General features: G+C 40.4%; 20 protein-coding genes. 3 read left to right on the top strand and 17 right to left on the bottom strand.

The window, feature by feature from the left end:
* The first annotated feature begins 36 nt into the window (after nt 1-36).
* Nucleotides 37-1,149, top strand: coding sequence for an isocitrate/isopropylmalate dehydrogenase family protein (locus ABOO_RS00860; RefSeq protein ID WP_008085068.1), 1,113 nt, complete (start codon nt 37-39; stop codon nt 1,147-1,149).
* Here the strand turns inward: ABOO_RS00860 and ABOO_RS00865 are convergent.
* The 10 genes from ABOO_RS00865 to ABOO_RS00910 all read right to left on the bottom strand — a co-directional run bounded on the left by ABOO_RS00865 (nt 1,146) and on the right by ABOO_RS00910 (nt 10,414).
* On the bottom strand, nt 1,146-1,673 hold the full coding sequence (locus tag ABOO_RS00865; protein WP_236614177.1) for a hypothetical protein: 528 nt from the start codon (nt 1,671-1,673) through the stop codon (nt 1,146-1,148). The two genes, ABOO_RS00860 and ABOO_RS00865, sit on opposite strands and share 4 nt — an antisense overlap.
* A complete protein-coding gene (locus ABOO_RS00870) occupies nt 1,654-2,565 on the bottom strand; it encodes a glycyl-radical enzyme activating protein (RefSeq protein ID WP_008085083.1) in 912 nt (303 codons plus the stop codon). Before ABOO_RS00870 ends, ABOO_RS00865 begins: the two co-directional genes overlap by 20 nt.
* Complete coding sequence (hypD, locus tag ABOO_RS00875) at nt 2,562-4,997, bottom strand: trans-4-hydroxy-L-proline dehydratase (protein ID WP_008085123.1); 2,436 nt, start codon at nt 4,995-4,997, stop codon at nt 2,562-2,564. The genes ABOO_RS00870 and hypD overlap by 4 nt, the downstream gene beginning before the upstream one ends.
* 53 nt (nt 4,998-5,050) lie before the next feature.
* A complete protein-coding gene (locus tag ABOO_RS00880) occupies nt 5,051-5,560 on the bottom strand; it encodes a DUF4125 family protein (RefSeq protein WP_012997057.1) in 510 nt (169 codons plus the stop codon).
* A complete protein-coding gene (locus ABOO_RS00885) occupies nt 5,561-6,586 on the bottom strand; it encodes a M20 family metallopeptidase (protein WP_008085159.1) in 1,026 nt (341 codons plus the stop codon).
* Nucleotides 6,587-6,600: 14 nt separating this feature from the next.
* Nucleotides 6,601-7,587 carry an arsenic resistance protein gene (locus ABOO_RS00890; protein WP_008085099.1) on the bottom strand — a complete coding sequence of 329 codons (987 nt, stop codon included), beginning with the start codon at nt 7,585-7,587 and terminating at the stop codon, nt 6,601-6,603.
* Between the two features lie 82 nt (nt 7,588-7,669).
* Nucleotides 7,670-8,383, bottom strand: coding sequence for an ABC transporter permease (locus ABOO_RS00895; RefSeq protein ID WP_008085097.1), 714 nt, complete (start codon nt 8,381-8,383; stop codon nt 7,670-7,672).
* Nucleotides 8,370-9,260 (bottom strand): ABC transporter ATP-binding protein, encoded by an 891-nt coding sequence (locus ABOO_RS00900; RefSeq protein ID WP_012997058.1) that lies wholly within the window; start codon nt 9,258-9,260, stop codon nt 8,370-8,372. Before ABOO_RS00900 ends, ABOO_RS00895 begins: the two co-directional genes overlap by 14 nt.
* Nucleotides 9,261-9,272: 12 nt before the next feature.
* Entirely contained in the window at nt 9,273-9,458 is a 186-nt protein-coding gene (locus ABOO_RS00905) for a LiaI-LiaF-like domain-containing protein (protein WP_008085031.1), read from the bottom strand.
* Complete coding sequence (locus ABOO_RS00910; protein WP_012997059.1) at nt 9,455-10,414, bottom strand: hypothetical protein; 960 nt, start codon at nt 10,412-10,414, stop codon at nt 9,455-9,457. Before ABOO_RS00910 ends, ABOO_RS00905 begins: the two co-directional genes overlap by 4 nt.
* A gap of 119 nt (nt 10,415-10,533) precedes the next feature.
* Here ABOO_RS00910 and ABOO_RS00915 point away from each other — a divergent pair, with 119 nt between their 5' ends.
* Complete coding sequence (locus ABOO_RS00915; RefSeq protein WP_008085094.1) at nt 10,534-10,947, top strand: winged helix-turn-helix domain-containing protein; 414 nt, start codon at nt 10,534-10,536, stop codon at nt 10,945-10,947.
* Nucleotides 10,938-11,387: a GNAT family N-acetyltransferase gene (locus tag ABOO_RS00920; protein ID WP_008085037.1), complete on the top strand. Its 450-nt coding sequence runs from the start codon at nt 10,938-10,940 to the stop codon at nt 11,385-11,387. Before ABOO_RS00915 ends, ABOO_RS00920 begins: the two co-directional genes overlap by 10 nt.
* Here the strand turns inward: ABOO_RS00920 and ABOO_RS07870 are convergent.
* From ABOO_RS07870 to psmA, 7 genes are read right to left on the bottom strand one after another with little or no spacing between them, the layout of a single operon-like run.
* A complete protein-coding gene (locus ABOO_RS07870) occupies nt 11,375-11,506 on the bottom strand; it encodes a DNA-directed RNA polymerase subunit P (protein WP_012997061.1) in 132 nt (43 codons plus the stop codon). The genes ABOO_RS00920 and ABOO_RS07870 overlap by 13 nt on opposite strands.
* Nucleotides 11,499-11,753: a 50S ribosomal protein L37ae gene (locus tag ABOO_RS00925; RefSeq protein WP_008084952.1), complete on the bottom strand. Its 255-nt coding sequence runs from the start codon at nt 11,751-11,753 to the stop codon at nt 11,499-11,501. Before ABOO_RS00925 ends, ABOO_RS07870 begins: the two co-directional genes overlap by 8 nt.
* Nucleotides 11,737-12,549, bottom strand: coding sequence for an exosome complex protein Rrp42 (gene rrp42 / locus ABOO_RS00930; protein WP_012997062.1), 813 nt, complete (start codon nt 12,547-12,549; stop codon nt 11,737-11,739). Before rrp42 ends, ABOO_RS00925 begins: the two co-directional genes overlap by 17 nt.
* The gene (gene rrp41, locus ABOO_RS00935) at nt 12,542-13,279 is read right to left on the bottom strand and encodes an exosome complex exonuclease Rrp41 (protein WP_012997063.1); all 738 of its coding nucleotides are present in this window, start codon (nt 13,277-13,279) and stop codon (nt 12,542-12,544) included. Before rrp41 ends, rrp42 begins: the two co-directional genes overlap by 8 nt.
* The gene (gene rrp4 / locus ABOO_RS00940; RefSeq protein ID WP_012997064.1) at nt 13,263-13,955 is read right to left on the bottom strand and encodes an exosome complex RNA-binding protein Rrp4; all 693 of its coding nucleotides are present in this window, start codon (nt 13,953-13,955) and stop codon (nt 13,263-13,265) included. The genes rrp41 and rrp4 overlap by 17 nt, the downstream gene beginning before the upstream one ends.
* A gap of 5 nt (nt 13,956-13,960) precedes the next feature.
* Nucleotides 13,961-14,659: a ribosome assembly factor SBDS gene (locus tag ABOO_RS00945; RefSeq protein ID WP_008086719.1), complete on the bottom strand. Its 699-nt coding sequence runs from the start codon at nt 14,657-14,659 to the stop codon at nt 13,961-13,963.
* 2 nt (nt 14,660-14,661) lie between these two features.
* Nucleotides 14,662-15,393, bottom strand: a complete 732-nt coding sequence (gene psmA / locus ABOO_RS00950) for an archaeal proteasome endopeptidase complex subunit alpha (protein WP_008084987.1) — start codon at nt 15,391-15,393, stop codon at nt 14,662-14,664.
* Nucleotides 15,394-15,433 lie beyond the last annotated feature (40 nt).

Below are 15,433 nucleotides of genomic sequence, written 5' to 3' on the forward strand. Positions count from 1 at the left end.
ATGCCACTTTTCTATTTACCTTCTGGAGGTATTAAAATGACTTATAAAATTGCCGTGTTGCCGGGAGATGGAGTAGGACCGGAAGTTATTGAGGCTGCGATGATAGTATTGGATGAAATAGCATTGGATGCGGAATACATATATGGAGACATAGGATGGGAGTTCTGGCGCAAGGAGGGAAATCCACTACCAGAGAGAACAGTTGAGTTGATGAAGCAGACAGATTGCGCATTGTTTGGGGCAATAACTTCAAAACCAAAGGATGAGGCTCAGAAAGAGCTGGCTCCCGAATTGCAGGGTAAGGGTTTGGAATATTACAGTCCCATTGTGAAGCTACGCCAACTCTTTGACCTATACGCCAATGTTCGCCCCGCAAAGGCCTATCCCGGAAATCCGTTGAATTATAAGGATAATATAAACATAACAGTTTTCAGGGAAAATACTGAAGGGCTCTATAGCGGAGTGGAATATTATCCCGTTCCAGAAGAGATAGACAATGCGTTCAAAGACCATCCAAGATACAAGAAGTTCATTGGGATAGATAAGGCCATTTCTTTGAGAATCATCTCAAGAAAAGGTGCTGAGAGAATAATAAGGGCTGCATTCGAATTTGCAAAGCAAAATAATCTAAAAAATGTAACCGTGGTAGAGAAACCAAATGTGCTGAGGGAGACGAGTGGCTTATTTGTAAGAGTGGCAAGGAAGATCCACGAAGAATATCTAGATATAGAAATGTGGGAGACAAATATTGATGCCCAAGCCATGTGGCTCGTAAAAAATCCTGAGAAATACGATGTGCTTGTAACTTCAAATTTATTTGGCGATATAATTTCAGATCTGGCATCTCAACTTGTTGGCGGCCTAGGATTTGCTGCTGCTGGAAATATTGGCGATAACTATGCAGTCTTTGAACCTGTGCATGGCTCCGCGCCCAAGTATGCCGGTTTGTACAAAGTAAATCCCATTGCAACTATAAGGGCAGTTAGAATGATGCTTGATTACCTGGGTGAGAAAGAGAAGGCAAATAAATTGGAAAGGGCAATAGAAGAAGTCGTTAAAGAGGGAAAAGTGCGCACCTACGATATGGGTGGCAATGCTAGCACACTTGATATGGCAAAGGAAATAGCAAAGAAATACTCACAACTCTAATCTTTTCTATATATTTCTATTTCTTGCCTAATGTAATTCAAAGCACTCTCAATATCCTTTGTCGATATTATTGCGTATATCCATTTTGAATTTTTCAGCTTTAGACGAATATACTTTGTTCGTGGGAGAGATAGAACCAAAACTTTTTCTCCTTTAATCTTCCCAATTCTTATACCATAGCCCCCATATTTCCACATGGTTCCTTTTTCTTCCTCAGCACTTACAACATTTTCCCATGGTAGATGTATGCGATAAGCAGGATAGCCAGCAATTAATGAGTTATCTGTAATCACAAGCTTGTAAGAGCCAAAAAGATAACTGAGAGCAAAGAAAAGTATGGTTAAAGTTAGAATAAACCACTGGGGTGCTGGCTTTGATCCCAATGGCCCTATTAAAGCCTGATAAAGGAATATGTATAAAAATATAAAAGCTAGAGGCGGCAAAATAAGTAAAACAAGCCAAAAAACCATACGCTCTTCATATTTCACATTTCCCTCATACATATTATCCACCAATTTTGACATACAATCCTATCTCTTCAAATTTTTCTTTTATCTCTTTCATCTTCTCTTCGCTTGGTGACTCGTGCACCTGCATCATGTACTCTCTTCCCAATCTTCTAAATTTCTCACTCACATCATGATAGGGCAGCAGATTTATCTCTTTTATACCTCCTAATTCCTTTATAAATTTCTTCCATCCTTCCACATTCTCTTCAGTATCTGTTATCGTGGGAATCACAGGAAAACGCAATATTATATCTTCTCCTCTCCCTAATTTAACAAGGAACTTCAGGTTCTCTTTTATTATTTCATTGGACACCCCAGTATACTTCTTATGCTCCTTAGAATCATAGAGCTTAATATCATAAAGAAATAAATCCGCATAATCCATAATAGATTCCAATACTTCTCGGGAAGCGTAACCAGATGTATCTAAAGTGGTATGAACTCCTATTTTTTTGCATTCTATTAGAGCTTCCTTCAAAAACTCTGGCTGCATAAGGGGCTCTCCTCCAGAGAAAGTTACACCCCCTCCTGAGGAATCGTAAAGTGTTATATCTTTTTCTATTTCTTTCATTAATTCCTCCACCGTTATTTTCCTACCAATGAATTCCAAAGCACTTGTGGGACAATTTTCTGTGCATATACCGCAATAGGTGCATTTATCCCTCTCAATATGCTGCGCACCAAAATCATCAAAGTAAATCAGCTTGTAAGGACAAGTATGCACACAGGTATAGCAATGGATGCACTTGTATTCTATATACATTATCTCAAAATTTATTGATTGGCCCTCTGGATTATGGCACCATATGCAGCGCAAGGGGCATCCTTTCATAAATATCGTAGTCCTTATTCCTGGACCATCGTGAATAGCATATCTCTTTATATCAAAGATTACTCCTTCACTCATACCTCCTCATGCTCCGTCCTCTTTATTATCTCATCTTGAAGTCCCTTAGGCAAATTGACAAAATAATCACTATAGCCAGCAACGCGAACCATCAAATCCTGAAACTCTGGAGGCTTCTCTTGGGCTTCCTTTAGAACCTCGCTACTAACAACATTGAACTGCACATGATGGCCTCCCCATCTGAAGAAATTCCTTATTAAAGCTGCTAATTTCTTAATATTCTCCTCATTTTCCAAAAGGTCACCAGTTAGCTTTTGATTGAGAAGTGCTCCTCCTGTCTTTGCCCAGTCACATTTAGCAACAGAACGGAAAACTGCGGCTATGCCTTTTCTATCCATGCCCTGCACAGGAGATATACCTTCAGAAACGGGATATCCAGCAATCCTACCATCAGGCGTAGCTCCAGTAACCTTCCCAAAATAAACATGCGCAGTGGTAGGTAGAAAATATGCCCTCTTTGAAGCTTTTCTAATTGGTGATGGAGGATAACTCTCAATCATATCAACCACAACATCCACAATTCTTTTTGCTATCTCATCAGCGTAATCGTCATCATTCCCAAACTTAGGAGTCCTATTAAGGAATCTCTGGCGCATGAGCTCATAGCCCTTGAAATTATTATCTAGGGCTTTAATAACCTCATCCATCTTGAAGAATTTCTTGTCAAACACATTGTATTTGATAGATACCAAAGAATCAGTCAATGTTCCCAGGCCCACAACTTGAATGTATTGGGTATTGTATCTAGCACCTCCTACATTGTAATCCTTTGCATTCTTCACACAATCTTCTATCCAGAGAGATAGAAAGGGCACAGGTAGATATTTTGCATATAGGGCTTCAATTATATCGTTGCCCTTCATCTTTATATCTAGGAAATATTTAACTTGCTTTAAAAAGGCATCCCATAGTTCTTCAAAGCTTTTAAATTCCGTAACATCTCCCGTTTCTATGCCAACTTTCTTTCCTGTACGGGGGTCTATTCCATTATGCAAGGTTATTTCCAAAATCTTTGGGAGGTTGAAGTACCCTGTTAAAATATATGCCTCTTTTCCAAAGGCCCCACTTTCAACACATCCACTAACCCCAGAGGTGCGAGCATCCTCTAAGCTCTTTCCCTGTCTTAGCATTCTAACAATGAGCTCATCATAGTTGAAAAATGGAGGCTCACCAAATCCTGGACCTACAACCTTCAATGCCTCTATGAGGAATCTGTCAGGATTTCTATTGCTTATCAACACTGCTGTATTTAGCTGCAATGTTCTCATCTCACTGAGAACTTCTAAGATTAAATAAGAAAGCTCATTAACACCATCGTAGCCATCCTCGGTCAATCCTCCCACATTCAACTTTGAAAAATCGTTATAGGTAAAGCTCTCTTCCGCCGTAACACCAACCTTTGGCACTGCGGGCTGATTATTAAACTTGAGCCAAAAAGCTTGAAACAGCTCCTTGGCTCTTTCTCTATTCAATCTTCCTTCTTTTACATCCTTCTCGTAAAATGGATATAGATTTTGGTCAATCCTTCCGGGATTGAATGAATCCCATGGATTTGTCTCATAAGTTACTCCAACATGAATGAACCAGTAATGTTGAAGCGCTTCCCAAAATGTTCTCGGTGCATGCTCAGGAACCCATCTGCATATTTTTGCCATATCCTCCAGCTCTTTCCTTCTCCTCTCATCCTTCTCCTTTTTTGCCATACTTTGCAATTTCTCAGCGTACCTATGTGCGTAAATCACTATTGCATCAGCCACGATATCCATTGCTTTTAGCTCTTCCATTTTCTCATAATACTCTGGATCCTCTGGCTTTAACTCTTGCATTTTCCTCTTTATCTCATTCTTTATGTCCAAAATTCCCATCTTAAATATTCTATCCCCTCCCGCAGTATGCCCAGGAGAGCGCTGCTCCATAAATTCTGTCCAGACCCCAGATTCATAGGCATCCATCCACTCTTGTGGAAGATTTTCAAAAATTATGTCTCTCATTGCACGACCTTTCCAGAAAGGTATTACCTCTTCCTTGTATATTTCTTTAGTCTCTTCATCCACCTTATAGGGCATATTTTCTCTTTCATTCAACAATTCCAAATCATCCAAAGAGTGAACATTTATCTCAGGATATGTGGGAACTTCATTTACTCCCGTACCCCTTATTCCCACTATAAGCTGTCCATCCTCAACAGGCAAACTAACATTTTCCATTAAATACTTGAATGCTAAAGCCCTCTGCACGGGTATGGATTTCCCCTTACCCACTTCTTTCTTGTAGAATTCAGTTATCAACTTTGCCCTTTCCCCAGAGATTTTTACCTCGATATTCACACTTTCTTCCCTTAGCTTTGCAATTCTTTGATTGATAGGCCTTATGGTATTTCTTCTCTTTTCCATTTCGGTTTCTATCTTTCCTCTTACTAAAGCTTCACTCATATCTCTTCCTCCTCCTCGCACCTATGAACACTGGGAATATAATACTTTCGTGGTTATTTACCCACTTCTTCCAAATCCTCATAACCTAAATGGTTGAAAAGATAGAGATGACTCAATTCAGCCATATTAATTCCCCTTTTCTTCATCTCCAGAATATCCCTATAATATTTTTCTAAAGTGTATTTGGAGAATGTTAAAAGTTCACATTTTAGATACCTCTCAAAATCTTCAATCTCATCCTTCACAATCCTTGGATATTTCCTCTTTAGCTCTTTCATCCATTCTACTTCTATTTTTACAATTTTATCCGCTATTTCATCACTCATAAACCCAAATTCTATGCACTTATACTTCAAAGCGAGAAGGTTTTGAGAATGCATTAATGCAATTTCTAAATCTTGGATATACGAGCTCAAAGTTTCCTCGGATAAAGGATAAAAACGGGCTTTTCTCATAAGCTTGAAAGTATTCTCTTTTCTGCACTCTTCATTTTTCATCTTTAACCTTTCAAACATCTCATACTCCAAGTTGGCTATCCTTTCAAGCATCTTTTCCTTGCTCATTTACGCCGAGCTCCAATCTTTCAATACTTTTTTCAAAATATCGTACGCTTTATTCACATCTTTTATATTCACATGCTCGTCCTTCGTGTGCGCATATCTCAATTCCCCAGGTCCAAATACCACGGTAGGAGTACCCTTATCCACCAAACTTTGAGCATCACTCCAGCTGCGGAATCCTCCGAGTTCGGCATACTTCAAAAATTCTTTAACCCTTCGTTTCCGAGAGGATATTTCAAAGGGAGGTGATAAATCGTAAATCATATGATTCACATTGTACTTTCTTCCAATTCTATTCACCTCGTCAATTATCTCAACAGCAGTTTGACCAGGCAGATAAACAAAATCAACCAACGCTTTGGCACTCTCTGGGACCGCAAGAATATAATCCCCTCCATCAAACATTTCGACATTTATCGCTGGCTTCCCAAGCAATTTATGCTCCGCCTTCAGAAACTTTAATTTTTTCATCTCACTTATAAACTTTATACCTTGCCATATCGCATTTTCCTTCTCTTCTGCACAGGAGCCATGCATGGCCTTTCCCCAAAACTCAAATTCCAGCTCTAGACTTCCCGCCTCGGCCGTGCATACTCTTAGAGATGTGGGCTCCATGGTTATCGCAAAATCGTGCGCATACTTCTCAGCGTACTTCTTAGAGCCCTTTCCTTCCTCTTCCTCATCAACGAAGAAAACATAGCTAACGGGGAGAGAATCTTTAAATTCTTCTATGAGCTTGAGCATTATAAGCACACCCGCCTTATCATCCATCACTCCTCTACCCCAGAGAATATCGCCCTCAATCTCTGGGGGGAAGTAATCACCAACGGTATCCACATGGGCGTTAATCATAAATTTTTCCTCTGGATTGACAATTATATTGTACCTCTCTTCATCCACGGGCATACGCTCGTAATTCACACCCAGAGCTTCCAATTTCTCCTCTATGTATCCAAGAATTTTCGCCTCGTATCCTGTCTCGCTCCTTATTTTTGAAAGCTCAACAAGCTCTTCAATCTTGATGTCCATAGTAAAGGTATTTCTTAATCCTCATTAATACTTTGCCCTAAGAACTTGCGAAGCCATGGACCTAGAGCGTAGATAAGGAACATTATGTAGAATACTTGCAATATTGGCTTGAAGGATAGGGCAAATACAGTTAGAGGAGGAAATACAGTAGCTGCGAGGGAAAGAGATATAGCTTGAGAGCTTGCAGTGGCACCAAGTATCAGAATCATTCCCTGCTCATATTTGAATTTTAGAGCTTTAGCTGCCAAAACAGAGAGGGTAGTTTGTATAAAGTAGTATGAGAATAGTGCAGCTAAGACAAGCAGGAAAATTTGCGGCTCCTCAATTACTTTGCGGGATACTTTTGCCACGGAGAAAAATACAATGAGGAGAATACCCAAGGCAGATATTCCCGGAAGGTACTTCTTTATACCCATAAAATACTCTCTTCCCTTCATCCTTATTATCTCCCTCCTCGTGAGCATCCCCAAAGCCAAGGGCACTAGGATGTAGAAGAGAAGAATTAACACAAGTTGTAGAACATTTATTGTGGCGAATATACCTCCGTTGAAGTAAATTAAAATGGGTGAGAGAATTGGAATGAGAAGCAGACCAATAACAGCTATTACCAAAGCATCTGCCACGCTCGCATCTGCTATCCCGCTCCATCCTATGAGCATGTTAGAGCAGGGAATTGCACCCACTAGAACCAAGGCAAGAGCGAGGTCATCGTAACCAATCAAAAGGGTGCGGGTAAGGAAGAAGGCTGTGAGGGAGGCAATGAAGTAAGCAAATATCAGAGTTGATGAGATGAGCTTGTAATTCCTTCCAGCCCTTTTGACCTTTTCTACCTCCATTCCAGTTAGCATGGGGTAGAGCATGATAAACACGGCGGCAACGCTTACTAGCATTATATTCATCTTTGTGAAATCAATATAATAGCCCAAAATTAGAGCAATTATAAACACAAGGGTCACATAGAGATACAGCCTTCGCTTGATATGAATAAGAATTTCAAGCATATGGGTATAATCTTGTGGATATTATTTAACTATTTCTGGATAAATTTGAGTAAAAAATAAAAATATTTATCAAAAATAAAACTTATTCCATTCCCCATCTCACCACACGAGAGGATGCAAGAATCCCAAGCACTACCCAGATTGTAAGAACTGCCACTGGATACCACAGATTATTCCAAGTACTTAATCCTGAAAGTTGCCTAGCAATCTCTGCCCCTGCTGCAGTAGGAATGAGCAAAACGATATATCTCAAGGTGCTAGGAAGAACGCTCGCTGGATAAAAAACAGGAGGAAGGATGATAAGCATCATCTGAATCGGGTTTGTTATCGCAGATATATTTGTAGGCTTTTTGATTCGCATAACTATGCTTAACCCCACGAGATTGCTTATTACCATCAATGGAGCTACAGCCACAAGGGATGCTAAAACTATAAGCCAAGCGTTTAGAAACATTATGAGAGGAAGCATGTATATAAAATCAGCAAGCATGAATACAAGGCCAGAAATAAAATATCCAAATATGTAATGAAATGGCTTAACAGGAGATGCAATAAACATATCCATAGTCTTCCCCTGCTTATCCCAGCCTATACTTTGAGCTACTAGGTTCACTCCCATACTCCATCCTCCAGAAATGAACCATGCTACCAAAACATTTTTCAAACCAGTAATACCTCCCCAAACAAACATGAGTATTGCAAAACCTATGACAATGAATAAATCTTGTACGAGCCATAGAGGTTGGCGCCGGATCCATCTACTTGTTAGATATACAATACCTTTAATTTTCCCCATTTCCCACACCTCCAACAATGTACAGATATGAATCCTCCAAACTTATCTCCTCTATCCCTATGCTCTTTGCGTCTATTTTCTCCGCTATTTCCATAGCTTCTCCTCTACTTTTTGCGTATATTATCTTCCTGTCACCTAAATCTATATGCTCTTTAAGTGGGAGCTTTGAAGCATTTTTTACCACTATCTTATGCGTGTATGGTATCCTATCCTTCAATTCATCCACTGTACCTTTAGCCACGCTTTTTCCCTTGCTTATCATAACTACATAATCCCCTAGGATTTCAGCTTCTTTCATATCATGGGTGGTTAGAACTATCGTCTTACCTCTGTTTGCCTCCTCTCGTAATGATTTCCATACAACATACCTGGCCTCTACATCAAGACCGCTTGACGGTTCATCCAAAAAAACTACAGGAGCTCCAGAAGCCAGAACCATAGCAACTGCCACTCTTTTTCTCTGCCCTCCACTTAAAGCTATTGCAGGAATATTTCTAACTTCCCACAAGTCAAGGAGCTTTAAATATTTCTCGCTTCTCTTGACCCCCTCTTCCTTAGAAATACCTCTAATCATAAGATAACCCTTCATAGCATCCAAAGGACTCCAATTATTATCCACATGGATATCCTGCGGGCAGAGCGCAATGAGTTTTCTCACTTTCCACACATCTTCTACAGTGGATGAGCCCTCAACTATTGCTTCTCCCCGCGTTGGCTTCAAAAGTGTGGTGAGCATACCTATAGTTGTGGTCTTTCCTGCCCCGTTTGGTCCAAGAAGCACTGTTATCTTGCCCTGCTCTGCTTTGAAATTCACATCTCTGGCACCCCACACCCCATTACTGTATCTTTTTCCAAGATGCTTGGCAATGACGCTCATATTCACACCACCTTACCACGAGTGCCATCCATCTTTGAGAATTAAAGCAATTCCAGCGATTATGAGCAGTATAGGCCCTATTATACATACATTGAATTTTATTATTCCCAGCATCTCTAGGAGCCACAAAACACCTATGATTATGAGAAACACGCCACCCAGAACTGCTCCAACGGACATATAACCTTTATATCTCATCTCCTAACCACCTCTTTAATCTTGGATTTCCTGCTTACTTTTAATTTCTCAGCTTCAATCTTATCTATATAACAATTATCCCCTACTGTCACCTTTTCACCCTTTATGAATTCGGCTCTAACACATTCCACATAAATTTCCTCACCGAAAATTTTGCTAACTTTCATAGTTCCTGTGAATTTTCTCAGAATTCCCCTCTTACTTCTTATCTCCACTCTTTCTGCCACAATTCTATCCAATGAACTCTTGCCATCAATTTTCATTTTTAACCCTTCTGCTTTCAAATAAGTTCCCTTTATACTCCCTTCAACGCTAATGCCTTCTCCTATAATCTCGTTGCAAACAATAGCTCCACCAAGCCTAATTTTCTCACCTTTAACCCTATTCGCATGTAAAACTCCTCCACAACTTATACTTTCTCCAACCACATCTCCATTAATCTTAGCACTACCACCAAAGCTTATGATATTCGCTCTTATAGTCCCTTCAGCATAGAGAGAGCCTGCCACGGATAATTTCTTCGCTCTGATATCCCCCTTTATCTTAACACTCCCAGATGCTGATATGTAATTGTATCTCCCAGAAGGAATTGTACAGGCACCCGCGCATTTGTAATCTCTCCCACTCATATTCTCGGCTTTATTTTCAATTTCCTTGCTCTCTACCTTCTTAAACACTTTCTCTTCTACTTCCTCGGCAGTTGTTTTACTATCCTCTGGAAAAAATTTTTTTAATTCTTCATCCATTTTTTTCATGGAGCGAGATAAGATATCATCTATTCCTCCCATAGTGGAATTTTCATATTCTCCCTCTTCTCTAATTTTCTCTGGCTCTTCTTCAATTCTTTCTTCTTCAACCTCATCCAAATATCTTCTCAAAATGTCCTCGTAAGTTTCCTTGCTTATCTCACCTTTCTCATACCTTTCCCTCAATTTTTTAATGAAATCATCTTCCATAATTGGGCTATGGAGTGATGGAATATAAAATTTTTTATAAAAATTTTAATTTAAAAATTCAACTTCTACTTTGAAGTTTCAACTTAAAAGTTGAAATAGAATAAGGGCATTATAGAACTATGAATCCCAGTGAAAAAATATCCCTCATAGTATCACCTCTGCGCATTAAGCTCTTGGAGAGTTTGAGAGATGAGAGACATCCGGAGGATTTAGCAAGGGAGTTTAAGATAACAAGACAAGCCGTTGATAAACACCTTTCTATCCTTTACAGATACGGATTAGTTGATAAGAGAATAAAGGAAGGCATAAGGCCCATGGTGTTTTACAGGATAACATCCGAAGGTGAAGAGTTTCTTCAGAACTTTGAAAATATGGCAGAAGGACATTTTATAAGCGTGAGAAAAAGATATAAAGATGAGCTCTTAACCCTAGACAGGATGCTAGTGGATGGAGAGCTCAATGAGGGAGAGTATAAGAGGAGGAGAAATGCTCTTGATAAAAGGTTCAAATGGGTGATGGAAGGATGGAGATAAGAAAAGGCAAAAGAGAGGATTTGCAGTATCTTCCATCCATACTTATGAAAGCATACAAGGGATTAGAGGAATATGGCGAGGAGGATATTAACAAGGCCAGAAAGTACATAGAGGACCTCTACGAGGAGGACCCAGAGTGCTTCTTTGTAGCCGAGGAAAATGGTGAAATAGCGGGATTCATATTCTGCAACCGCTTCTGGTATAGCAAGTTTGAGCATTCCCAAGTAGGTGCTATCCACGAAATCGTTGTATTGCCTTCTCATAGGCACGAAGGGATTGGAAAAATGTTGATCGAGAAAGCCATGGAAAAACTAAAGCCATCAAAGATTGAATTATGGGTTGGAGAGAAAAATGAAAATGCCATAAAGTTCTACGAAAATTTAGGATTCAAAAGAAAAGAAAAAGCTGGAAAATGGGTTAGAATGATCTATATTGCATAGACTATTTTCTTCATATTTGGGCGCTCTTTGTAAAACATTCTGCTGCCACATTCACATTCTAATTGTTGCACTCCAAGCTCACTAGTTAGTGGCCTCCCACACCTAACGCACCTATACATTTACCCTCACCTTTCTCCACTCTTTATACACATCGGGAGTGTAGGCACCACCTGCAAATTTGAGCCCACAATGGGTGCAAACCCAGATACCTGTAGATACTCTTTTAACAGAATAGTGATGGCATCTTGGGCATAGATGTTTTTTCTCCTTTTCTTTCATAACATCTGCCCAGCGATAGCGAAGTGAGATACCATATCTTGGGCCGAAGCGCCCTGCAATACCGACCTTTTTAGTCCTCTTTGCCATTTGAATCACCAAGAATGATCTCCCTGACTTTTCCGCCGATATTCATACTCATATTTATAACTTTCTTAACTTCCTCATAGGTAAATGTACCAGAAAGTCCCTTCTGCATAGCGTTTATTTTTCCTTCTTCGTTAGTAGCCACTGTCAATCGGGCTGAAGCAATGCTCTCCTCATCAAGATTTGGATCTGCCACTATCCAATCTCCAATCTTTGCAAAGGTAACAGGTACTGGATAATGCTGCACAGGTAACTTGAAATCCTCACCTAAATCGTACCTTGAGGCAGGAACAGTTGCATTAGTAAGAGCTGCAAGGGCACCATAACCAGCAGCATCAAAGAGATTTCCATCGTAATCAAGCACATGTATGTCGATGAACACAATCCAAACTTTTTCTCCTTCCTCTATCACCAATTTTTCAAGGTCGATGGCATGGCCCTCTCGTATACCCCTATCCACAACACGAGCAAGTTCTATGGCTTCTTCTCCCGGAGGACCAGGTTCAAATGTAGGGGAGGCGAGGGGTGCAAGCTCAGCGTTGGTGGTGAGAATGCCCATATTAGGTGTATCAGGGAATGGAGTACCCGGCTCAATTTTAACACCCACAAGAACCCTAGTATTGCCTAAATTAACCAGAGCTGAGCCTTCGGCTCTGGGAATATAGCCCTTAGTAACTGTTAAATTTCTTATCTCATCAAAATGCCTTCCATCTACCCTTGTGCCTTTAGATGCAAGTTTGTGAATGTACTTTCTTTGCATCTCAGGTACCACACCAGCAGTGAATTTTGAGTTACTCATTCTCATCAACCTCCTCAATATACTTTCTCTTTAGTGCTTCAACCTGCATTTCATGAATCTTCTCGGCAGCATCCATAGCCATATCCATTGCGGTTGTTAGCTCCTCATAGCTCATATCTCCGTCCATCTGCAATAGGGCAATTTCCTTTGTGCGAGGCATTATAGCCATAGGAACATCTGCCTGTCCAAAATTGTCCTCTTCCTTGTTCAAATCTAAAACTACAACATCATCTATCTTCCCAGCTGCGCATCCAACTATTAAATCCCGCATTGGTATGCCAGCATCTGCAAGCGCTAAAGATGCCACTGTTATACCTGCAACCCTAGTACCAGCATCTGCTTGAAGCACTTCTATATACACATCTATGCTTGTTCTTGGATATTTTTCCACAAATATAACGCTTTCAAGGGCCTCACTTATCACCTTGCTCAACTCAATAGCCCTTCTATCTGGTCCTGGTCTCTTACGCTCATCAACACTAAATGGAGCCATACTGTAGCGAGCACGTACTATGGCCCTATCAGCCTCCTGAACATGCTTTGGATATGCTTCGTGGGGCCCATATACAGCCGCTATTATCTTATTTCCACCCCACTCAATAAAAGCAGATCCATCAGCCCTTTTTAGTACTCCGACCTCCATTTTTATGGGCCTGAGTTGATTAGGTAAGCGTCCATCAATGCGGAGTCCATTATCATCTATGAGTTTGATATCACTCTTCATTCCCATTGTTCTCACCTCTATTCTCTTCTAAAAATTCTTTAACTCTATCTGTAAGCCCGTAAGTGTGAGCCTCATTCTCAATCATTCTTATTGCCTTTATAACGGTTATTATCCCCTCAGGAGGTCCAGAAATCCATATAACACCATTCTGTCCAACATAAATTCTGCACCCTGTGTAATCTTTCAGCATCTGAATCATACTTCCCCCTTTTCCTATAACACGGGGAACTTTAAACGGAGATATCTTTATTATATGACCTCCCTCCAGCTTGCGAAGTCCCTGCTCTTTCATAGTGATCCAGACCTGGCCTAACTCATTCACATTGCTTACCTTGGCAAGTATAACATCACCTATGCTAAGATATCTCCCTGTATCTCCAAAGTCCACACGCCAAGGCACATCATTCACATGCAGAGGCGCATAATAGGGTGCGTTTATATCTACCACCCAGTTCATAGGTGCCAGGTCTATTATCTTTCCTATCACTTTGTCTCCCTTTTTCGGTACATAGCATCCTGAGAGAGGAATAACATTCACATACCCGGCACGGATATCAACTATTCCAAGATAGGCAGAATAAAGCTTGCCATTCTCAACAAAAACTCCGTTACCGGGCTTACCCTTCTCATCAATTTCCTCTCCCGGAACAACAATTTTTCGTATAGCTATTTTTCCTTCCATACATATTACCTCCTTAAAATCTTTGTTTGAATATTACCATGTGTTTTCTTATTCAACATATCTAAAAACTCACCCTGCATACCAGCAGGAATTTCAACAACACCAATCCAAGAGCCATCCTTCTGCCATTCTTCCTGAAGTATAGTGCCACTCTTGCTCAACTCCCCATAAATCTTGCCATACATATCTCCACTTACCTTGATTGCAATCTTAACCTTTTCAAATCTTATTGGAATTATAGGACGCAAAGCTTTGAGCACAACGGGAACTTGCTCTTCAACAGATTTAAATGGATCTATATGCACTTTCGCCTCTTCCATAGCCAGTTCTATTCTCTGGGGAGGATGTGGGGCCCCTGTTTGAGGATTTATAGCGTTCCTGGCAATCTCTGCAATTATTCTCCTTTTCTTCTCTTCCAACATCTTGCGGCGCTGCTCTGTAGTGAGTTGAACCTGTCCCTTCTTGATTATCTCCTTAGCTACCTCGTTTACATCTGTAGTTCCAAAAACTTCTTTTATTAACTCCTCACTGGCTCTATCACCCTTATGTGCATCTTTGAAAATCTCATCTATGACCATATAATCTATTACATTCTCCACCTTTCCAGATTTTACATCATCTATAATGTTAGGATCTACAAGAATCTCAAATCTATGCCCTGAGTGCTCGTACCTTGCTATTACAGCATCCTCAAGCCTTACCATTTTTACTCCTCTTTCTTCTCACTCTTGTACTTTTCCAAATATTTTGCTACCTCTTCCTCACTCATAATGGTAAATTGCCCACCATTCCTTATGTATCCAATCTCCAAGGTTAAAGGAGTTATACCGTCTTCGCTAACTGCATCTATTCCCTTCAAGCCAAGCATTATGGCTTCCTCAAAATCCATATCCTCTCTGTATTCATTCTCAAACAATTCCATAACGGTATCTCTTCCTCCACCTATACAATCTGCCTTATAACCCATAATTGTGCCGCTTGGATCCGTTTCCATAAGATAAATTCCCTTTTCATCTATTCCTGCAATAAGAAGGGATGCACCAAAGGGTCTTACTCCCCCATACTGAGTATACTGCTGCTTGTAATCGCTTATCCTTTTAACAAGATGCTCTACAGAAATTCTCTCCCCATAGGTGACACGCTCAATCTGAGCTATAAGACGAGCATAATCCACTAGCACACGGGCATCTCCAACAAGGCCGGAGGTAGCACAACCGATATGCTCATCAATCAGGAATATCTTCTCCATGCTCTTTGGGTCAAGCAATCTACTTCTTACCCTCTTATCAGCCATTAAAACTACTCCATCCTTAAATTTCAAACCTATGGTTGTGGTGCCTCTCTTTACAGCAGCCCTTGCATATTCCACCTGGAATAAGCGACCATCAGGACTGAAAACCGTTATTGCTCTATCATACGCCATCTGCGCTGGTTGCATCTTCAATCACCTCTCAACTTTTGATGTGATATACGCAAAC

Source organism: Aciduliprofundum boonei T469, from assembly GCF_000025665.1.
In the GTDB taxonomy this organism is placed as follows: domain Archaea; phylum Thermoplasmatota; class Thermoplasmata; order Thermoplasmatales; family Aciduliprofundaceae; genus Aciduliprofundum; species Aciduliprofundum boonei.